This window comes from Tenacibaculum skagerrakense (assembly GCF_004345825.1).
GTDB lineage: Bacteria > Bacteroidota > Bacteroidia > Flavobacteriales > Flavobacteriaceae > Polaribacter > Polaribacter skagerrakensis.
Map to the genome: position 1 here is coordinate 667,541 of NZ_SLXM01000001.1, position 19,290 is coordinate 686,830.

Sequence of the window (19,290 nt, forward strand, 5' to 3'; positions counted from 1 at the left end):
TTTAGTATTTTAGTGCCGATATGAAACAACTAGTATTAGTATTTATTGGTGGAGGATTTGGAAGTGTTTTACGATATCTTTTAGGAAAGATGCTGAATAATAGTGATACAGGTATTCCAATAGGTACTTTTTTAGCCAATATTCTAGGAAGTCTTTTAATAGGTTGTATTCTAGGTTTAGCAGCAAAAAATGACACCTTAACTCAAAATCAAATGCTATTGTTAGCTACTGGTTTTTGTGGAGGTTTTACTACATTTTCAACATTTGCATATGAGAATCACGTTTTTTTAAAATCGGGAGATTTTTTCTCATTTGGATTATACGCCGTTGCAAGTTTTGCGTTAGGAATAATGGCAGTTTTTTTAGGAATCTTTTTAGTTAAATAAATAAAATATGGACAAATTAGTACAGATAACTACTGACGAGAATTATGCAATTATTAAAATTGCTAATGGTAAAGTAAATGCAATTTCTCATGAAGTTATTGATGAAATAAATAACAGTTTAGATATCGCTGAAAAAGAGGAGAGAGTAGTTATTATCACTGGTCAAAACGGTATTTTATCGGGCGGTTACGATTTAAAAGTAATGACGAAATCTGCTGATGCAGCTAAAGAATTAGTAACTAGAGGTTCTCAATTATCTCATAGGTTATTGTCGTTTCCAACACCAGTAATTATGGCTTGTAATGGTCATGCAGTTGCTAAAGGGGCTTTCTTATTATTATCTGCAGATTATAGAATTGGTACAGAAGGTGCTTTTAAAATTGGATTAAATGAAGTGATGATTGGTATGACAATGCACAATGCTGGAATTGAAATAGCTAAAGGAAAATTAGCGCCTGTATATTTCGAAAGAAGCGTTAGTAATTCAGAAATGTACAGTCCTGAAGAAGCAATTGCGGCTGGATTTTTAGATAAAATAGTTCCTGAAGAACATTTGTTAGGAACTGCAACAAAGGTTGCACAACTATTTGGAAAGCTTAACAAGAATGCTCATAAAAACACCAAACTTAAAGTTCGAAAAGAATTATTGGAAAGATTAGCAAAAGCAATCAAAGAAGATAGTGAACAAGAATTGTCATTTAATTCGTAAAATAAAAAAACCGCTTTTAAAGCGGTTTTTTTATTTTTCATAAGCCATTACACCAGCTTGTATTTCAATATCTAGAGAATTATCTCTAGGTGTAATCGGACAAGAATATCGATCACTGTAGGCGCAATAAGGATTATAAGCTTTATTAAAATCTACAATAATGGTTCCGTCTCCTTGTTCATCTTTAGTAGTAATATCTACAAAGCGACCTCCTCTGTAAGAAGTCTTTCCGTTGGTTTTATCAAAGAATGGTAGAAATAAATAATCTTCGTATTCAGGCATTGGATCTGGACTTTTGTAAATGTCTAGCTCAAATTCTTTATCGTCAATAGTAAAATTAATTACGCCATACTTTTGATATTTAGCTATTCTTTTTGTTGTTGTAGGAAAGTTGAAAATTTTTATATCTGTTGTTTTAGTCAACTTTGCTGTAACCTTAAATTTATCATTCACAGGGAAAAAATCTAATCCTTTAAATTTTTTTAATCCTTTTTGGGTTAGAGGAGAAGTAGAAGCATCTTTAAATTTAGCATTCATTTCTTTTTGAAAATCAGACTCTCCGAGTGGTTTTCTCTTGTCTTGTGCATTACATGATAAACAGCATTGAGCAACTAAAATCGCCACAATAAATTTCTTCATAGGAAAACTTTTTTAAAATTATGTGTGTTCACAAAACTACAGCGAATTCAAAATAAATGAGCATATTTTGAGTGTAAATTTGTAAAATATTGATAAACAATGTTAAATAAATATACAACCTATAGATATTTTGTCTATGTTTGTTTGAGAATTTAAAGAAAACATGAAAAACATTTGTACATATAAGCAATCGAAATCGGTGGTTAGGTTACCACTTAGTCGGGCTTTTTGTATGTGAATGTTATAGTTATATAAGAATATACAATTGCTAAGTCCGACTTTATAGTCGGACTTTTTTTATTTTCAAAAACAACTAAATCAAACCAGTATGAAAAAGTTATTTTCAAATTATGCAGCTACCTTTAGCGGACTTTCAAGAGAAGTTTGGTGGTTGTCGTTGATTACTTTAATCAACCGAGCCGGAACAATGGTAATTCCGTTTTTATCATTATACCTAACTCAAAGTCTAGGTTTTACTCTTTCTGATGTAGGATTAATTATGGTGTTCTTCGGACTAGGATCTGTCGCAGGTTCTAGGTTAGGAGGGTATTTAACCGATAGGATTGGGTATTACAAGGTAATGCAATGGAGCTTGTTTTTAACAGGGGTTTTATTTGTATTGCTTCAGTTTATTAAAACATTAAATGGATTTTGTGCTTCTATTTTCTTTTTGATGATGGTAGCTGATACATTTAGACCAGCCATGTTTGTAGCATTAAGTTCATATAGCAAACCAGAAAATAAAACAAGGTCGGTTACGTTAATTCGCTTAGCAATAAACTTAGGATTTTCAGCAGGTCCAGCTGTTGGAGGTTTAATCATAACAACGATGGGATATCAAGGATTGTTTTGGGTAGATGGTATTACCTGTGTGATGGCAACAGTATTATTAATAAATGTTTTGAATCCTAGAAAGGCAAGGGTTTTAGATGAGGTAAAAGTAGAAAATCCAGTATCTGTATACTCTGATAAGCCTTATTGGATTTTCTTAGTAGCGATGGCATTATTTGGAATCGTGTTTTTACAATATTTCTCAACTATTCCATTGTATTATAAAGAGGTACATCATTTATCTGAACTTGAAATTGGATTGCTTTTAGGTGCTAACGGGTTTATAATCTTCTTGTTAGAAATGCCTTTGGTAAAGTCTTTAGAAGATAGTCAGTTATCTAAAATAAACTTAATGCTAGCAGGAGGAGTTCTGGTAACCCTTAGTTTTATTGTGTTGAACATGACAGGATGGGTTGGAATTTTATTAGTAGGAATGTTTTTTATGACCATAGGAGAAATGATAATGTTTCCTTTTTCAAACGCTTTTGCAATGGAAAGAGCAAAAAAAGGAAATCAAGGACAGTATATGTCTTGGTATAGTATTTCTTTTTCTGTAGCGCATGTTTTTGGGCATTTTTCAGGAATGCATTTGATTGAGAAAGTTGGTTTTGATGCTACTTGGTATATAGTATTCGGACTTTCTTTGTTAAGTGGTGTATTTCTGTTAATTCTAAAAGGAAAAACTAAAAGTAACACTGTTAAAAAAGTATTGCAATTTGACAAATAAAAGCAAGTAATAGTATTTGGGGATTATAATTTTTACATGAAATTTAAGTTATTAAATGTATTAACCTAATCCCCAAATAAAATGAAAAAACTAATTATTTTCTTCTGGTTTAGTATACCAATTTCTATTGCTCAAAATGCTAATATCGAATTTGTTAATGCTACCTATCCGTTTGGAACAATGCCTTCGAATAGTATAGAGTCCGATTTACAAACTGCCTATATACAATGGAAAAATGCTTTTGTAGAAACTAATTGTACAAATGGTAGAGCAAGAGTAAAATTTGATGATCCTAACTTTACGGTTTCTGAAGGAATAGCTTATGGAATGTTGCTGTCGGCTTATGCAAATGATCAAGAACTTTTTGATGGTTTATGGAAATATTATCAAAGTCATGAAAATAGTAATGGTGTTATGAACTGGAAAATAGAAGGTTGTGATATTGTAAACGGTCAAAATGGTGCAACAGATGCAGAACTAGATGCTGCAATAGCGTTAATTGTTGCAGGGAATCGCTTTGGAAATACAGGAAGCTTCAATTATCATCAAGATGCGAAGAACTTAATCGCTATTATAAAACAGCATGAAATTGAATCAGGAAGTTTTGTGTTAAAGCCAGGTGATGCTTGGGGAGGATCAAATAATACGAACCCGTCTTATTTTGCTCCTGGGTATTTTAGAGTTTATGGAGAGTTTACAAACGATGTTACTTTTTGGAATAATGTAACTACTAAAACCTATCAAATTTTAAATGCTAATTTAAGTGTAAACAATGCTGTAGATTGTTTAGTTTCAGATTGGTGTAAAGCAGATGGTTCGTATTCTGATATTGTTTCTTGGGCTTATAATTCAGGGAAATCGTTCTATTATGATGCCGCCAGAACTCCATGGAGAATTGCTACAGATTATTTGTGGTACGGAAAAACAGATGCATCTGATTATTTAGATAAATGTGTAAATTTTGTGAACAGCGTTGGAGGATTAGATAATATTAAAGCTGGTTATCATCAAGATGGAACAAGTATTCATAATTTTCAAGATCCGGTTTATACAGGTTCTTTTGCTGCTTCCTTATTAATTTCAAATAATCAAAATATAGTTGATGAAGCTTATACAACTACAAAAAATCTTACATCAACCAAATATTTTGCAACAACACTAAGAGTAATTTATATGTTTACTTTGTCTGGTAATTTTTTCAATCCAGTTACAAGTGTTTTAGGAACAGATGAAATAGATTATGCAGGGAATAATCATTTTGTGTACCCAAATCCAACTTCCGATAAATTATTTCTAAAGAATTTTGAAGCAGGAACAGTATTGAAGATTTATACTTTGAATGGAAGTGAAGTAATTAAAGTAAAAGTTGATAATCAAGAAAATGCTACGATAGATATCTCAAAGTTAGCAACTGGAGCTTATTTTATCAGAGGGGAAAAAGTAAAGCTTCGGTTTATTAAAAAATAGGAATAACATTAAAAATAAAAAGTGGACTATAAAGCCCACTTTTTATTTTTAATGCAGTTTTGTCTTAAAACATATTATCACCACCAGTTGGAATTTCTGTTTTTACACAAGTACCCGATTTTGTAGCACAATTAACACTTGGAGATTTTCCGCTAGTACAACATTTTCTGTAACCGTTACCACAAGTTATACATACTTGTCCTGTTGAAGCATAAATCATTCCTCCTAAAATGTTTAATTGTTGAGACTTCTTTAAAGGGGTTCCTAAATTTAAAATTGATTTTTTCATTTAATAGCGTTTAATGTTATAATAAATAGTTACTAATAAGTATAAAATGTTACTGGTAGAATGATTTTTCTATTTCCTAGCTTTTCTAATTAGAATCGTAATGTAAGTAAAAACTTTAAAATAATTATAAGTAAAATAAATTGTAATAAGTATGTTATTTTTGAAGCTGAAACTTATAGAACGATATGAACATACAAGACGCTCAAAAACAAGTAGACGATTGGATTAAAAATCACGGAGTTCGTTATTTTAATGAATTAACGAATATGGCTCAACTAACCGAAGAAGTAGGAGAGGTAGCAAGAATTATTGCTAGAAGATACGGAGAGCAAAGTGAAAAGGAAAGTGATAAACAAAAGGATTTAGGTGAAGAATTAGCAGATGTTGTATTTGTGGTTTTATGTTTAGCAAACCAAACAGGCGTGAACTTACAAGAGGCTTTTGATAAGAAACTAGATCTAAAAACTAAAAGAGATCACGATCGTCACCATAACAATGAAAAATTAAAATAATGTCTTTGCATAAAAATATAGGGAAAAGTTTATTTTGGATAAATACATTCAAAATCGGAATTCCTTTTTTCTTAATAGTTACTATTTTCTCATTATTGTTTAATAGTGCGAGTGATATCTTCTCAGGAAATTTTGATAAGGTTGCTGAAGTACATTTTACAAATATGAAATGGGTTCGATTTTTTTTAGGAAAAATCGTAATAAGTATTATGTACGGAATGTACATTACCAATAAGAAAATGAAATAAAAAATTGTCAGGTCGAGCGAAGTCGAGACTTATTTTTTGATTTTAAAGAGCTTCTCGACTGCGCTCGAAGTGACAAATGCTTAATCTAACTGAATAAAATCAATCTGACTATCTTTTACTTTTTGATTTAATTGTTTTACCTCTGAATTAAATAATTGATATAGTTTATTTAATTCGATATCAATGTCTTTTGTGATTTCGTTTTTAAAAGCTATTGCTTGATCTGTTGGTTTAAAATCGCCGATTCTAGTTAAAGAATTCAAATGCCCTAACTTGTTGTTTAATTTAATCGGGAAGTTCAATGGATCTTGATTACTTTTACTTTTCGTTTGATATAAATTGTTTTCAACAACAGTCATATCTTTCAATAATTTATCTGCAAAATCTATTAACTCTTTATGTTTCTTTTTGTCTTTAATAGATTTTTTCAGAGTGGTTATTTGAGTTCTAACTTTCTTTACATTTTTCAACGCTTTATGAATTTCCGTCATTTTAGCATTAATGCTATTAATGAAATCAAACTGTGCTTTTAAATCAGCTTCAGAAGATTCTGAATTCGGCTTGTTTTTAATAGAAAATTTTTCAGAAGTTATATTTCCATTAGCAGTAAGTGTTACTGAGTAGTTTCCAGGTAAAGCCATCGGGCCATTTAAAGAAGCCCACCATAAAATCATACCTTCTACTTTTTCAGCGCCAGCATACATCATATCCCAATGGAAAATATTATTTCCCTGTTTTACGTCTAATTTTCGCTCTTTTTCTTCTTTATTAGGATGTGTACTAAAAACTTGAATTTTATTGTTAGTATTATCATAAAATGAAAGCGAGATAGTATCTTTTTCAGTATAGTTTTTTACGAAATAATTTACAACAACTCCTCCGTAATGATTTGTTCCATTTCTTTTTGATGTAGCTCCATTTCCGCCGCCCATTCTATAACTAGTTTTTGGTTTGTACACAAAAACATCCTTATTAGTAATAGTTGTATTTAGTTGATGAAGTGGCGTTAAATCATCAATAATCCATAAAGATCTACCTTGGGTAGCGGCAATTAAATTGTCTTCTTTTATGGCTAAATCGGTAATAGGTACAATTGGTAAATTCAATTGGAATTGTTGCCAATCTTTTCCATCATTAAAAGAAATATACATTCCTCTTTCGGTACCTGCGTATAATAAACCTTTCCTTTTAGGATCGGCTCTTAAAGCTCTAGTGAAATCTTCATTTCCAATTCCGTTTGTAATCTTCTTCCAAGAAGCACCGTAATCTTCTGTTTTGTAGATATAAGGTTGGTAATCTCCCGTCTTATATTTTGTTCCAACTATGTAAGCTCCGCCTTTGGTAAATGGATCTATTTCAATACAATTAATCATCATCCATTCAGGCATTTTTTTAGGAGTGATGTTTGTCCAGTTTTTCCCGCCATCTATAGTAATATGAACTAATCCGTCATCGGAACCTGTATAAATTACGCCGTCTTCATTTGGAACTTCAGCAACAGCGAAAATAGTTCCATAGTATTCAACACCAGTATTATCTTTTGTAATTGGTCCACCAGAAGGTCCTAAAGTTTTTGGGTCATTTCGTGTTAAATCAGGACTAATAATTTCCCAAGACTGACCTTCATTAGTCGTTGCATGTAAATGATTAGAAGCTGCATATAATTTCTTCGGATTATTCGGAGAAAATAAGATAGGGAAATTCCATTGGAAACGATATTTAAAATCTTCAGCTCCATGTCCCATAGGATCATCCGGCCAAACATTAATAGCTCTAACAGAACCAGTTTTATGATTAACGCGTGTTAATAGTCCACCATAACTTCCACCATAGGCAATATCGTTGTTTAAAGGATCAACGGCAATATGAGCACTTTCTCCTCCAGCAGTTTCTTCCCAATCCTGATTGGTAATATATCTTCCTTCGGATCTATGGGAAATTCTAATAGTTGAATTGTCTTGCTGCGCAGCATAAATCCTATAAGGGAAATGATTATCAGTAGTTACTCTATAAAATTGAGCAGTAGGCTGATTTAAATATGTTGACCAGTTTTCACCTGCGTCAAAAGAAATTTGAGCTCCACCATCATCACCAATTATCATTCGCTGATTGTCTTCAGGAGCAATCCATAAATCATGATGATCTCCATGTGGTGCATTATATGTTTTATACGTTTTTCCTCCATCTGTTGATTTATGATAACGTACGTTTAATACATATACGATATTTTCATCTTGAGTATCTGCATAAATTCGAGTGTAATACCAAGCTCGTTGACGTAATTTTCGTTCACTATTTATAAGTTTCCAGGTTTTTCCTCCATCGGTTGATTTATATACGCCTCCTTTTTCATTTTCTATTAAAGCATATACTATTTCTGAATTAACAGGTGAAACCGCTACACCTGAGATTCCCCAAATCCCTTTTGGTAAACCATCATTTTCGGAAATATTTGTCCACGTTTCTCCTTCATCGGTACTTTTCCAAATAGCAGAACCTTCACCACCACTAGATAAACTATACGGAGTTCTTCTTACATTCCAAGTTGAAGCATATAAAACTCTAGGGTTATTTGGGTCAATAATTAAATCAATTGCACCAGCATCAGAATTACTAAATAATACTTTCTTCCAGTTTTTCCCTCCATCTGTAGATTTGTAAACACCTCTTTCTTCCGTAGATTTATATAAATCTCCCAATACCGCTGCAAAAACAATATCAGGGTTTTTAGGATGAATTCTAATTCTTGGAATATGACGTGAATTAGGTAAACCAATATGTTCCCAAGTTTTCCCTGCATTTACAGATTTCCAAACACCATCTCCAGAAGAAACATTTCCTCTTACTGTTTTTTCACCCATTCCCACATAAATAATGTTGTTGTCCCACTCACTAACTGCTATTGATCCTACAGATCCTCCGAAAAATCCATCTGAGATATTTTGCCAAGTATTACCAGCGTCATTGGTTTTCCAGATTCCTCCACCTGTACTTCCCATGTAAAAGAGATTTGGTTTTTTAGAAACTCCGGTAACAGCGCAACTTCTTCCGCCTCGAAATGGACCTATGTTTCTCCATTCGATTGCGTTAAAATATGCTTCAGAAAATTGGCTATTGTTTTTTTGAGCGTTAACTTTGAGACTTGAGAGTAGCAATAAACATACTCCTAAAAAAAGTAGTTTTTTCATTTGATTTAGTTGATTAAGAAGCTAAATATAAAATTTTGTTAATGGACTTATTGTTAAAGATTCCTAAAAATCAATTATTTAAAAATAGTGTAATTGTTTCAGGTTCCAAAAGCGAATCGAATCGTCTATTGATTTTACAGCAATTATACCCAGAATTAGAAATTGAAAACCTATCAAATTCAGATGATTCTATCCATATGCAACATGCTTTAAAAAGTAACGAAGAGGTTGCAGATATTGGTCATGCTGGAACAGCAATGCGATTTTTAACTGCTTTTTTTGCATCTCAAGAAGGAACAACTAAAATTTTACAAGGATCTGAAAGAATGCACAATCGTCCGATTAAAATTTTAGTAGATGCTTTGAGAGATTTAGGGGCAGATATTACCTATTTGGAAAAAGAGGGATATCCTCCTTTAAAAATTAACGGAAAAAAATTAGCAAATAGTAGTGTTACCATTCAAGGAAACGTAAGTAGTCAATATATTTCTGCATTATTATTAATTGCTTCGAGTTTACCAAACGGACTAGAAATTGATTTATTAGGTGAGATCACATCGATTCCATACATAAAAATGACATTGAGTTTACTGAGTCAATTAGGAATTGAAAGCTCTTTTGAAGGCAATATCATAAGGGTAGAACCTAAGGAAGCTATTGAAAATAGTAAAGTTATTGTCGAAGCCGATTGGAGTTCAGCATCTTACTTTTATTCATTGGTTGCGTTAAGTGAAATCGGAACCGAAATTAAATTATCATCCTACAAGAAAGAGAGTTTACAAGGTGATAGTTGTTTGGCTTACATTTATAAACATTTTGGTGTTTCCACAACTTTTGAAGAATATACAATACTTTTAAAAAAGGAAGAAGAGACAAAAACTTCGTTGTTAGAGTTAGACCTTGTAAAAGCACCTGATATTGCACAAACTATAGCAGTAACTTGTTTTGCGTTGAGGGTTCCTTGTAAATTAGTAGGATTGCATACACTAAAAATTAAGGAAACAGATAGACTAGAGGCATTAAAAGAAGAAATAACAAAGTTAGGCGGAACCATTTCTGTTACAAATGAAGAATTACATTTAGAGACTTCTGATAGAATTAATAATAACATCGAAATAGAGACATATAATGACCATAGAATGGCAATGGCATTTACTCCATTAGCATTAAAAGTTCCTATTAAAATAAAAGATGCAAAAGTGGTAACTAAGTCATATAGAAATTTTTGGGAGGACTTTGAAAACCTCGGAATTCCTCAAGAAGTTCTAAAATAATATGGCAAACGCTTGACAAGCCCTGTTTTGAAGTCGTATATTTGCCGCCATTAACAAATATTCTACAATGAAATTATCTCAATTTAACTTCGATTTACCAAAAGAGTTATTAGCAGAATACCCATCAGAGCACAGAGATGAAGCTCGTTTAATGGTATTAAATCGTAAAGAACAAACTATTGAACATAAGTTGTTTAAAGATTTAATCAATTATTTCGATGAAGGAGATGTAATGATGCTTAATAACACGAAAGTTTTCCCTGCTAGAATGTATGGTAACAAAGAGAAAACAGGAGCGAGAATTGAAGTTTTTTTATTAAGAGAATTAAATGCTGAGCACAGATTATGGGATGTTTTAGTAGATCCAGCTCGTAAGATTCGTATAGGAAACAAACTTTTCTTTGGAGATGATGATAGTCTAGTTGCAGAGGTTATTGATAATACAACATCTAGAGGAAGAACATTACGTTTCTTATTTGATGGTTCTTACGAAGAGTTTCGTAGAAAGTTAATTGAGTTAGGAGAAACTCCATTACCAAAATACATCAAAAGAGAGGTTGAACCAGAAGATGAAGAGCGTTACCAAACAATTTATGCAAAGCATGAAGGAGCTGTAGCAGCACCAACAGCAGGATTACACTTCTCTAAACACTTAATGAAGCGTTTAGAAATTAAAGGAGTTGAGTTTGCAGAAATGACATTACATGTTGGATTAGGAACTTTCAATCCAGTTGAGGTTGAAGATCTTTCTAAGCATAAAATGGATTCTGAGCAAATTATCATTCCAGAGGAAGCATGTAATGTTGTTAACAATGCTTTAGATAGAAAGAAAAGAGTTTGTGCAGTTGGTACTACGGTTATGAGAACAGTTGAATCTTCGGTATCTGCAAATCATCGCTTAAATGCTTATGACGGTTGGACAAATAAATTTATTTTCCCTCCATATGATTTTAGTATTGCTAATTGTATGGTAACAAATTTCCATACTCCAAAGTCTACATTATTAATGATGATTGCTGCATTTGCTGGATATGATTTTGTAATGGAAGCATACGAACAAGCTGTAAAAGAAAAGTACAAGTTCTACTCGTACGGTGATGCAATGTTAATTATTTAAGAACTATAAGAATCACAATATAAAAAACCTCATAGGAAACTCTATGAGGTTTTTCCTATTTTTGAAGAGAATGAAACCGCAGAAGAAAGACATACGAGCATTAACAAAAGAACAACTTCGTGTTTTTTTTGTTGAAAATGGAGATAAAGCATTTCGTGGAAATCAAGTATACGAATGGTTGTGGCATAAAGCGGCGCATTCTTTTGATGATATGACAAACATTTCTAAAGAAACAAGAGAAATGTTAGATGCTAACTTTGTAATTAACCATATTGAGGTTGATACAATGCAACGTAGCAATGATGGAACTATTAAAAATGCCATTAAATTACATGATGGTTTAATCGTAGAATCTGTTTTAATTCCAACAGAAAAAAGAACTACTGCGTGTGTTTCAAGTCAAGTAGGGTGTAGTTTAGATTGTAAGTTCTGTGCAACTGCACGTTTAAAAAGAATGAGAAATTTAAATGCAGATGAAATTTATGATCAGGTAGTAGCTATCGATAAACAAAGCAGGTTATATCATAATCATAAGCTAACCAATATTGTTTTTATGGGAATGGGAGAACCATTAATGAACTATAATAATGTTGTAAAAGCTATTGATAAAATCACATCACCAGAAGGTTTAGGTATGTCTGCAAAGAGAATTACATTGTCTACTTCTGGAGTTCCAAAAATGATAAAAAAAATGGCAGATGATGAAGTGAAGTTCAATTTAGCGGTTTCCTTGCATTCTGCAATTGATGAGGTAAGAACTTCAATAATGCCATTTAATAAAACCTTTCCTTTAACTGATTTAAAAGAAGCTTTAGAATATTGGTACGAAAAGACCAAAAGAAAGATTACCTATGAATATGTAGTGTGGCAAGGAATTAATGATCGTAAAGAGGATATTGATGCTTTAGTGCAATTTTGTAAATATGTGCCAGCTAAGGTGAATTTAATTGAGTACAATCCGATTGATGATGGTGAGTTTCAGCAAGCTTCAGAACGTGCATTGAATAGTTATATTTCAAACTTAGAAATGAATGATATTGTGGTAAATGTTCGTCGCTCCAGAGGAAAAGATATTGATGCTGCCTGCGGACAATTAGCTAATAAGTCTTAAATGAATTTTTCTAAAACCTTATTAGGACAAACTATTGAGTCTGTTGGTTGGTTAATTTTTATCATCTCTCTAGGCCTATTTTTAGATAGTTCTTTTTTTGCGAATAATTATTATGAATATGGGCAACAAATCAATACGCTTCTAGTTGTGTTGGTTTATAGTTATCTCTATTGGAAAGGAACCTCACGTGTTCGTCAGCAGTTAGTATATGCTTTTCTTATTGGCCTCGTAGGAGAGTATATTTTTTCCATAGCATTAGGAATGTATACGTATAGGTTGGAGAATATTCCTCATTATATTCCTTTCGGGCATGCTGTAGTATTTACTGGAGTTTATTTTTTTTCAAGAAAACAAAAAGTAAAGTTTTTTAGAAAACAATTAGAGTTGTTTTTTACCATTTCTATAGCCATTTATTCACTTTTTTTACTGCTATTTAAAAATGATATATTCGGATTTAGTTTAACAATCTTAGTCTTTCTTTCCTTAAGAAAATACCCAAAAGAAAGATTGTTTTATTTGAGTATGTTTTTTATTATCGGTTTTATTGAAGTACTTGGTACTTCATTAGGTTGTTGGGAATGGCCAAGTATAGCTTTCGGGAAATTTGAGTTTTTACCAAGCTCAAACCCACCATCTGGTATTTGCTTTTTTTATTATGGATTGGATCGCGGAACGCTTTCTATTTATAAAAGAAGAAATAAAGCAGCTTGGAATAGATTTAAGCAAATGAGAAGTTTAAAATTTTAAATGAAAAAAATGAAAAAAGAATACGATGTAATAGTTGTAGGAGCTGGTCCTGGTGGCGGTCAATGTGCAAGGAACTTAGCTAAACTAGGAATCGATGTTTTGTTGGTAGAAAGACACGCTAGCTTTTATGATAATAACTTTTCGAGTGCTGGGATGTCTATGGAAGGATTTCATGAATTCAATTTACCAGAGAGTGTAATCGGTAGGTATTGGAAAAATTTTACGCTACAAACTACAACCGAAATTGTATCGTGGAAAGGAGAACAAAATAAAGGAGTAGTACTAGATTTTGCTAAATTGAGACAGTATCTAGCTGATGAATGTATAAAGTATGGTGGAGATGTTTTAATGGGTTACACTTATACTTCTAAAGAGATGTTAGAAGATGGAGTGCTCGCTAATTTTAAAGGAAAAGAAAGTAAAGAGGTTGTTTCTATTAAAGCTAAGTTATTAGTTGATGCAACAGGACCTGCCAGAAAAGTTATTTACGATTCTAGAGATGACCAACCTAAGATGGATTTGAGTGTGGGTGTTGAATACATGATCAAAGTGAATGATGAAGTTTATGATAGATTCAAAGATGATTTGTTCTTCTTTTTAGGAAATAAGTGGTCATTTAAAGGGTATTCTTGGATTTTTCCTATGGACGACAATGTTTTAAAAGTAGGAACAGGAAAAATACTGGTAAAAGAAAACGATGAAGCTTCAGAGACGTTAAAGCAAATTACTGAGCGTATCATTGCTGAATATATGGAAGTAGATTCTTATGAGTTAATAGATATTCATGGAGGTTCTGTTAGGACGACTAAAGACATGTCTGAAGATTTCTTTAATGAAAGAGTAGTAGCTATTGGAGATGCTATTTCGGCAATTAATCCGTTAGGAGGAGAAGGGATTAGGTATGCTTTAAGAAGTGCTGATTATGTTACCGAACACGCAAAGAATTTTATTAAACATAACAAGAATACGTTTAAAAAATATCGAAAGAATTGGAAGAGAAAACATCTATTTACTTGGAAATTATGTTTCTTTTTAACAGAAACGGTATATCATAAATACTCAGACGAACAATTAGATTACAAAGTAAAAAAGTATCACAGTTTAGTAGATATAGATCAAATTGTTGATATTCTTTTCGAATTTAAGTTTACCAAAATGAGAGCACGACTTGTATCGTATGCGTGGAGCAGAATCAAGCAAAAATTTAATAAAACAACTGCTTAGTCATTAGTTAAAACAAGTTTAGCTTTTTGAAAAACTGTTATAGGATAACCGAATACTTCTGGAACGTCTTTTGAAATTCCTCCAGTTGTAGTTTTGTTTTGTAATCTAGAAAATAAAATTTCGAACATTACTGTATTTGAAGTACTAAAATCGAGGCGAGTACTTAAAAAGTTTCCTTGAACTTCAAAAAAACTATATAACACGTTTTGATTATAATGAGTAGGTAGAATAATCCCGTTATTTTCATCAATTTCAAAGCCCACTTTTTCTTTATTTTTTACAATAAGCGTATAGTTTCTAGGATTGTTATTGTAAACTAGTTTGTAATGAAATTTATGAATAGAATCTGTTTTTAGTAAATGAAACTCCATCGGAATTTTTTGATTTCCTCTTTCAGTAGTAATATTCAATTCACCTTTATAAATACCTAGAAAATCTTCAGGAAAACTCTTTGTTGTTTCCTGAGCATAAGAAAGACTAACTATAAATAAAAAACAACAGATAATTAAATTTTTCATACTTCTTAAAGTTGAAAACGAAGATAACCAATTTAATTAATTTCTGTACTTTTGAACTTTCACGGAGAAAGGAGCGCTTTAATGAAACCTGTTGAAGAAATAAAACTTCCCATAGCTAAAGAAATGGAACTTTTTGAGTCTAAATTCAAAGACTCAATGCTTTCTAAAGTTCCGTTATTGAACAGAATTACCTATTACATAGTTCGAAGAAAAGGAAAACAAATGCGACCAATGTTTGTGTTTTTGGTGGCAAAAATGGTCTCTAAAGGTGGTTTCGATGAAAGAACTTACAGAGGAGCTTCTGTGGTTGAATTAATTCATACGGCAACACTTGTTCATGATGATGTTGTGGATGATAGTAATCGAAGAAGAGGCTTCTTTTCTATCAATGCGCTTTGGAAGAATAAAATAGCTGTTTTAGTTGGCGATTTTTTATTATCAAAAGGCTTGTTGTTATCTATTGATAATGAAGATTTTGACTTGTTGAAGTTGATTTCGATTGCAGTTAGAGAAATGAGTGAAGGAGAGCTTTTACAAATTGAAAAAGCACGTAAGTTAGATATAACTGAAGATGTTTATTTTGAAATTATTCGTCAAAAAACAGCTACATTAATTGCAGCGTGTTGTGGTATCGGAGCAGCTTCTGTTGGTGCTAATAACGATACTGTTCAGCAAATGAGAAAATTTGGAGAGTATATAGGAATTGCTTTTCAAATCAAAGACGATTTATTCGATTATACCGAAGATAAAATTGGAAAACCAACGGGAATTGATATCAAGGAGCAGAAAATGACGTTGCCGCTAATTTATACACTGAATAATTGTTCTTCTGAGAAAAAAAAGTGGTTAATCAATTCTGTAAAAAATCATAACAAGAATAAGAAAAGAGTAAAAGAAGTAATTGCTTTTGTAAAAGAAAATGGAGGCCTAGAATATACCGTCAAAAAAATGCATGATTATAAAAATAGAGCGCTAGCTATTTTAGATAATTATCCAGATTCTGAATATAAAAAATCATTACTTCAAATGATAGATTATGTGGTTAATCGTAAAATTTAAAAAGTACCTAAACTACAACTCATCGATTAAATACAACCAGTCAACCTAATTTTGTTACCAAAAAGTTAAAAACAGTCAGGTATTGTTTATCCTTTTTTACCTTTGTAATACATGAAATCAACAATCACTAAAATATCATCAACTTTGCTAACACTATTAGTGTTGTTTTCTACATTTTCGTTTACGGTAGAAAAGCATTATTGTGGTGATTTTTTAGTAGCAATTTCTTTTTTTGGAGAAGCAAATAATTGCGCTGATGAATTGGAAGAAGATGATTGTGATAGTCCTGAAGTTATTCAAGAAAAAAATTGCTGTAAAGATGAGGTTCAAAATATCGAAGGTCAAGATGATTTAAGAAATTCGATAGAAAAGTTCGACCTTAAAAAACAGCAATTAGTTGCAGCTTATCTTTTCTCATATCAGTATGTTTTTCAGTCTGATAGTAAAGAAGAAAAACAATTTTTAAACTATTCACCTCCTAAATTATTTAAAGACTTACAAGTACTTCACGAAGTCTTTATCATATGATTTTTTACTTTTTCTAGTCGCGTCAAGCAAAAAAATAGTAAAAACATAAATCATATTAATACATGAAATTTAAAATAATCTTTTGTGCGTTATTTGCAATTAATGCTCAATTGATAGCTCAAGAAACATTAAAAGGAATGATAATGGATAAAAAAAATCCTAAAGATAACCTTGGTGTTTTTGGAGCTAATGTATACTGGTTAAATACCAGCATAGGAACAACCACAAATAATAAAGGGTGGTTTGAAATACCTTATAAAAAAGACTATAAACAATTAGTGATAAGTTTTGTTGGCTATAAAACAGATACAATTGAAGTTGCTAATTTAGAACCCTTACATCATTTTATTACAGAAGAAAATACCTTAGATGAAATTTCTATAGCAGCAAAAAAAGAAGCAACTTCTAGATCTTTTTTACAAACACAAAATGTGTTTACGGTTAATAGTGAAGAGTTACTCAAAGCAGCTTGTTGCAATTTGGCGGAAAGTTTTGAAACAAACCCTTCCATAGATGTAAACTTCTCTGATGCATTAACAGGAACAAGACAGATTCAAATGCTAGGTCTTAATAGTCCGTATTTATTAATAGCGCAAGAGAACATTCCTATGGTACGTGGAGCTTCACAGGTATACGGACTTACATTTACGCCTGGTACTTGGGTAGAAAGCATACAAATTAGTAAAGGAGCAGGGAGTGTTGTAAATGGATTTGAAAGTATTTCTGGTCAAATTAATGCTGAATTGGTTAAGCCTTTAACGGATAAAAAAATATTTGTTAACGGATATGGTAATTTAAATGGTAGACTAGAATTGAATACGCATTTCAACCAAAAAATTAACGAAAAGTGGCAAACTGGTTTATACTTGCATGGAAATTTAAGAAGTCAGAAGTTTGATAATAATGATGATAGCTTTTTAGATGCTCCATTAGCTGAACAAATAAATGTGATGAATCGTTGGCAGTATGCTAATAATGAAACTGGTTGGATAAGCTTTATGAATTTCCGTTTTCTAAACGACCGTAAGCAAACAGGACAACTAGATTTTAATCCGGATATAGATAAAGGATCTAATACGCTTTGGGGAAGTGAAATTAAAACAAAACGTTTCGATTTTTCTGGAAAAGTAGGTTATGTTTTTCCTGAGTTACCTTTTCAAAGTATGGGATTTCAGTTAGCATATAGCAATCATAATCAAGATTCTTATTTTGGTCTAAGAGACTATAATATTAAGCATGAAAGTGTATATGCTAATTATATTTTTAACTCAATTATCGGCGATACACGTAATAAATTTAAAACAGGACTTAGTTTTACCTATGATGATTATGAAGAGTTAGTTGAAACTACAAATTTCTCTAGGGATGAAAATTCTTTAGGAATCTTCTTTGAATATGCATATGATAATTCTGAAAACTTTAGCTTAACTGCTGGTTTACGATTAGATACTCATAACTTATTAGGAACATTTATTACGCCTAGATTGCACTTAAGATACGTTCCATGGGAAAAAGGTGTTTTGAGAGCTTCTATTGGTAGTGGTAAGAGAAGTGCTAATATTTTTGCTGAAAATCAACAATTATTTGCTTCATCAAGACAGGTTAATATCATCAATGCTGGTGGTAATATTTATGGCCTTAATCCTGAAAAAGCGTGGAATTATGGAGTGTCTTTCTTACAAGGGTTTAGGTTGTTTGGTAGAAAAGGTGATATTTCCTTTGATTTTTATCAAACCAATTTTGAAAATCAAGTAGTAGTAGATTGGGAAAACCCACAAGAGATATCTTTTTATAATTTAAATGGAAAAAGTATGGCAAATAGTTTTCAAGTAGAAGCAAATTATACGCCTTTTGATCATTTTAAAGTAAGAACTGCGTATAAATATTTTGATGTTTCTACCGATTATATTTCAGGGAATTTATCAAAGCCAATTCAGCCACAACATCGTTTTTTTGCAAATCTTTCTTACGAGACTTGTAAAACAGATAAAATAGGAATTTGGAAGTTTGATGCCACTTATAATTTCATAGGAAAGCAACGCTTGCCAAATACTTCAACCAATCCTGTTGTTTTTCAATTACCAGAATATTCAACGGGATATAACTTATTAAACACTCAAATTACAAAAGTTTTTTCAGAAAAGTTTGAAGTGTATGTCGGAGGAGAAAACATTACGAATGTACAACAAGAAAATCCTATTTTAGGAAGCGAAAATCCATTTGGAGCTAATTTTGATAGTACCATAGTGTATGCTCCAATTTTTGGAAGTGCTTATTATGCAGGATTTCGATTTAAAATAGATTAAACAATTAAAAGCATGAAAAAAATCGTAACAATTATTTGTCTAGTAGGTATTGTAATTACCAGTCAGGCACAAAAGAAAAACGCAAAACTAGTATTAGAAGTTGAGGGCGTTTGTAAAATGTGTAAAAAACGTATTGAGAAAGCTGCTTTAAATACGAAAGGAGTAAAATTCGCGAATTGGAATGTTGAAGATCATCAATTAACCGTTATTATTGATGAACGTAAAACAAATAAAAAAGCAGTTTGTGAAAGCGTTGCTAAAGTTGGTCATGATACTAAAGAAGTAAAAGCAACTGATGAAGCTTATAGTAATTTACATGCATGTTGTAAGTATAGAGATATTGAAATAAAAAAACAGCATCAAGAAAAGCAATAAAAAAAACTCCCGATAAATCGGGAGTTTTTTTAAAT

General features: G+C 31.7%; 19 protein-coding genes. 15 read left to right on the forward strand and 4 right to left on the reverse strand.

The window, feature by feature from the left end; all coding sequences use genetic code 11:
* The first annotated feature begins 20 nt into the window (after nucleotides 1-20).
* The gene (gene crcB / locus EV195_RS03125; protein ID WP_132792779.1) at nucleotides 21-386 is read left to right on the forward strand and encodes a fluoride efflux transporter CrcB; all 366 of its coding nucleotides are present in this window, start codon (nucleotides 21-23) and stop codon (nucleotides 384-386) included.
* 7 nt (nucleotides 387-393) lie between these two features.
* On the forward strand, nucleotides 394-1,095 hold the full coding sequence (locus tag EV195_RS03130; RefSeq protein ID WP_132792782.1) for a crotonase/enoyl-CoA hydratase family protein: 702 nt from the start codon (nucleotides 394-396) through the stop codon (nucleotides 1,093-1,095).
* Between the two features lie 30 nt (nucleotides 1,096-1,125).
* Here EV195_RS03130 and EV195_RS03135 read toward each other — a convergent pair whose 3' ends face one another.
* Nucleotides 1,126-1,734 carry a DUF1684 domain-containing protein gene (locus tag EV195_RS03135; RefSeq protein WP_132792785.1) on the reverse strand — a complete coding sequence of 203 codons (609 nt, stop codon included), beginning with the start codon at nucleotides 1,732-1,734 and terminating at the stop codon, nucleotides 1,126-1,128.
* 328 nt (nucleotides 1,735-2,062) lie between these two features.
* On the opposite strand from EV195_RS03135, the gene EV195_RS03140 reads away from it, so the two are divergent.
* Nucleotides 2,063-3,292 (forward strand): MDR family MFS transporter, encoded by a 1,230-nt coding sequence (locus EV195_RS03140; RefSeq protein WP_132792788.1) that lies wholly within the window; start codon nucleotides 2,063-2,065, stop codon nucleotides 3,290-3,292.
* 81 nt (nucleotides 3,293-3,373) lie between these two features.
* Nucleotides 3,374-4,759 (forward strand): glycosyl hydrolase family 8, encoded by a 1,386-nt coding sequence (locus tag EV195_RS03145; RefSeq protein ID WP_132792791.1) that lies wholly within the window; start codon nucleotides 3,374-3,376, stop codon nucleotides 4,757-4,759.
* Nucleotides 4,760-4,823: 64 nt separating this feature from the next.
* Here the strand turns inward: EV195_RS03145 and EV195_RS03150 are convergent, their stop codons facing one another.
* Complete coding sequence (locus EV195_RS03150) at nucleotides 4,824-5,048, reverse strand: hypothetical protein (protein ID WP_132792794.1); 225 nt, start codon at nucleotides 5,046-5,048, stop codon at nucleotides 4,824-4,826.
* A gap of 185 nt (nucleotides 5,049-5,233) precedes the next feature.
* Here EV195_RS03150 and EV195_RS03155 point away from each other — a divergent pair, with 185 nt between their 5' ends.
* Together EV195_RS03155 and EV195_RS03160 are read left to right on the forward strand one after the other, a co-directional pair.
* Nucleotides 5,234-5,560: a nucleotide pyrophosphohydrolase gene (locus tag EV195_RS03155; RefSeq protein ID WP_132792797.1), complete on the forward strand. Its 327-nt coding sequence runs from the start codon at nucleotides 5,234-5,236 to the stop codon at nucleotides 5,558-5,560.
* Nucleotides 5,560-5,808, forward strand: coding sequence for a hypothetical protein (locus EV195_RS03160; protein WP_132792800.1), 249 nt, complete (start codon nucleotides 5,560-5,562; stop codon nucleotides 5,806-5,808). The genes EV195_RS03155 and EV195_RS03160 overlap by 1 nt, the downstream gene beginning before the upstream one ends.
* Before the next feature lie 80 nt (nucleotides 5,809-5,888).
* On the opposite strand, the gene EV195_RS03165 is transcribed toward EV195_RS03160, so the two are convergent.
* On the reverse strand, nucleotides 5,889-8,996 hold the full coding sequence (locus EV195_RS03165) for a VPS10 domain-containing protein (protein ID WP_132792803.1): 3,108 nt from the start codon (nucleotides 8,994-8,996) through the stop codon (nucleotides 5,889-5,891).
* Nucleotides 8,997-9,037: 41 nt separating this feature from the next.
* Here EV195_RS03165 and EV195_RS03170 point away from each other — a divergent pair, with 41 nt between their 5' ends.
* The 5 genes from EV195_RS03170 to EV195_RS03190 all read left to right on the forward strand — a co-directional run bounded on the left by EV195_RS03170 (nucleotide 9,038) and on the right by EV195_RS03190 (nucleotide 14,469).
* Complete coding sequence (locus EV195_RS03170) at nucleotides 9,038-10,270, forward strand: 3-phosphoshikimate 1-carboxyvinyltransferase (RefSeq protein ID WP_132792805.1); 1,233 nt, start codon at nucleotides 9,038-9,040, stop codon at nucleotides 10,268-10,270.
* 67 nt (nucleotides 10,271-10,337) lie between these two features.
* Entirely contained in the window at nucleotides 10,338-11,387 is a 1,050-nt protein-coding gene (queA, locus tag EV195_RS03175; RefSeq protein WP_132792808.1) for a tRNA preQ1(34) S-adenosylmethionine ribosyltransferase-isomerase QueA, read from the forward strand.
* Between the two features lie 70 nt (nucleotides 11,388-11,457).
* Nucleotides 11,458-12,498 (forward strand): 23S rRNA (adenine(2503)-C(2))-methyltransferase RlmN, encoded by a 1,041-nt coding sequence (gene rlmN / locus EV195_RS03180; protein WP_132792810.1) that lies wholly within the window; start codon nucleotides 11,458-11,460, stop codon nucleotides 12,496-12,498.
* Nucleotides 12,499-13,245, forward strand: coding sequence for a hypothetical protein (locus tag EV195_RS03185; RefSeq protein WP_132792812.1), 747 nt, complete (start codon nucleotides 12,499-12,501; stop codon nucleotides 13,243-13,245).
* Between the two features lie 9 nt (nucleotides 13,246-13,254).
* Nucleotides 13,255-14,469, forward strand: coding sequence for an NAD(P)/FAD-dependent oxidoreductase (locus tag EV195_RS03190; RefSeq protein WP_165915674.1), 1,215 nt, complete (start codon nucleotides 13,255-13,257; stop codon nucleotides 14,467-14,469).
* Here EV195_RS03190 and EV195_RS03195 read toward each other — a convergent pair.
* A complete protein-coding gene (locus EV195_RS03195) occupies nucleotides 14,466-14,987 on the reverse strand; it encodes a hypothetical protein (protein WP_132792818.1) in 522 nt (173 codons plus the stop codon). The two genes, EV195_RS03190 and EV195_RS03195, sit on opposite strands and share 4 nt — an antisense overlap.
* An 81-nt stretch (nucleotides 14,988-15,068) precedes the next feature.
* On the opposite strand from EV195_RS03195, the gene EV195_RS03200 reads away from it, so the two are divergent.
* The 4 genes from EV195_RS03200 (at nucleotide 15,069) to EV195_RS03215 (ending at nucleotide 19,255) form a co-directional block, all read left to right on the forward strand.
* Nucleotides 15,069-16,046 carry a polyprenyl synthetase family protein gene (locus EV195_RS03200; protein ID WP_132793300.1) on the forward strand — a complete coding sequence of 326 codons (978 nt, stop codon included), beginning with the start codon at nucleotides 15,069-15,071 and terminating at the stop codon, nucleotides 16,044-16,046.
* A gap of 111 nt (nucleotides 16,047-16,157) precedes the next feature.
* On the forward strand, nucleotides 16,158-16,574 hold the full coding sequence (locus EV195_RS03205) for an HYC_CC_PP family protein (RefSeq protein WP_132792820.1): 417 nt from the start codon (nucleotides 16,158-16,160) through the stop codon (nucleotides 16,572-16,574).
* A gap of 62 nt (nucleotides 16,575-16,636) precedes the next feature.
* Nucleotides 16,637-18,880, forward strand: coding sequence for a TonB-dependent receptor (locus EV195_RS03210; RefSeq protein WP_243693054.1), 2,244 nt, complete (start codon nucleotides 16,637-16,639; stop codon nucleotides 18,878-18,880).
* A gap of 12 nt (nucleotides 18,881-18,892) precedes the next feature.
* Nucleotides 18,893-19,255, forward strand: a complete 363-nt coding sequence (locus tag EV195_RS03215) for a heavy-metal-associated domain-containing protein (RefSeq protein WP_132792823.1) — start codon at nucleotides 18,893-18,895, stop codon at nucleotides 19,253-19,255.
* Nucleotides 19,256-19,290 lie beyond the last annotated feature (35 nt).

What these genes read in the sequence shown, in the direction of transcription:
- crcB (WP_132792779.1), top strand. Translation starts at nt 21, where the DNA reads ATGAAACAACTAGTATTAGTATTTATTGGTGGAGGATTTGGAAGTGTT.
- EV195_RS03130 (WP_132792782.1), top strand. Translation starts at nt 394, where the DNA reads ATGGACAAATTAGTACAGATAACTACTGACGAGAATTATGCAATTATT.
- EV195_RS03135 (WP_132792785.1), bottom strand. Translation starts at nt 1,734, where the DNA reads ATGAAGAAATTTATTGTGGCGATTTTAGTTGCTCAATGCTGTTTATCA.
- EV195_RS03140 (WP_132792788.1), top strand. Translation starts at nt 2,063, where the DNA reads ATGAAAAAGTTATTTTCAAATTATGCAGCTACCTTTAGCGGACTTTCA.
- EV195_RS03145 (WP_132792791.1), top strand. Translation starts at nt 3,374, where the DNA reads ATGAAAAAACTAATTATTTTCTTCTGGTTTAGTATACCAATTTCTATT.
- EV195_RS03150 (WP_132792794.1), bottom strand. Translation starts at nt 5,048, where the DNA reads ATGAAAAAATCAATTTTAAATTTAGGAACCCCTTTAAAGAAGTCTCAA.
- EV195_RS03155 (WP_132792797.1), top strand. Translation starts at nt 5,234, where the DNA reads ATGAACATACAAGACGCTCAAAAACAAGTAGACGATTGGATTAAAAAT.
- EV195_RS03160 (WP_132792800.1), top strand. Translation starts at nt 5,560, where the DNA reads ATGTCTTTGCATAAAAATATAGGGAAAAGTTTATTTTGGATAAATACA.
- EV195_RS03165 (WP_132792803.1), bottom strand. Translation starts at nt 8,996, where the DNA reads ATGAAAAAACTACTTTTTTTAGGAGTATGTTTATTGCTACTCTCAAGT.
- EV195_RS03170 (WP_132792805.1), top strand. Translation starts at nt 9,038, where the DNA reads ATGGACTTATTGTTAAAGATTCCTAAAAATCAATTATTTAAAAATAGT.
- queA (WP_132792808.1), top strand. Translation starts at nt 10,338, where the DNA reads ATGAAATTATCTCAATTTAACTTCGATTTACCAAAAGAGTTATTAGCA.
- rlmN (WP_132792810.1), top strand. Translation starts at nt 11,458, where the DNA reads ATGAAACCGCAGAAGAAAGACATACGAGCATTAACAAAAGAACAACTT.
- EV195_RS03185 (WP_132792812.1), top strand. Translation starts at nt 12,499, where the DNA reads ATGAATTTTTCTAAAACCTTATTAGGACAAACTATTGAGTCTGTTGGT.
- EV195_RS03190 (WP_165915674.1), top strand. Translation starts at nt 13,255, where the DNA reads ATGAAAAAAGAATACGATGTAATAGTTGTAGGAGCTGGTCCTGGTGGC.
- EV195_RS03195 (WP_132792818.1), bottom strand. Translation starts at nt 14,987, where the DNA reads ATGAAAAATTTAATTATCTGTTGTTTTTTATTTATAGTTAGTCTTTCT.
- EV195_RS03200 (WP_132793300.1), top strand. Translation starts at nt 15,069, where the DNA reads ATGAAACCTGTTGAAGAAATAAAACTTCCCATAGCTAAAGAAATGGAA.
- EV195_RS03205 (WP_132792820.1), top strand. Translation starts at nt 16,158, where the DNA reads ATGAAATCAACAATCACTAAAATATCATCAACTTTGCTAACACTATTA.
- EV195_RS03210 (WP_243693054.1), top strand. Translation starts at nt 16,637, where the DNA reads ATGAAATTTAAAATAATCTTTTGTGCGTTATTTGCAATTAATGCTCAA.
- EV195_RS03215 (WP_132792823.1), top strand. Translation starts at nt 18,893, where the DNA reads ATGAAAAAAATCGTAACAATTATTTGTCTAGTAGGTATTGTAATTACC.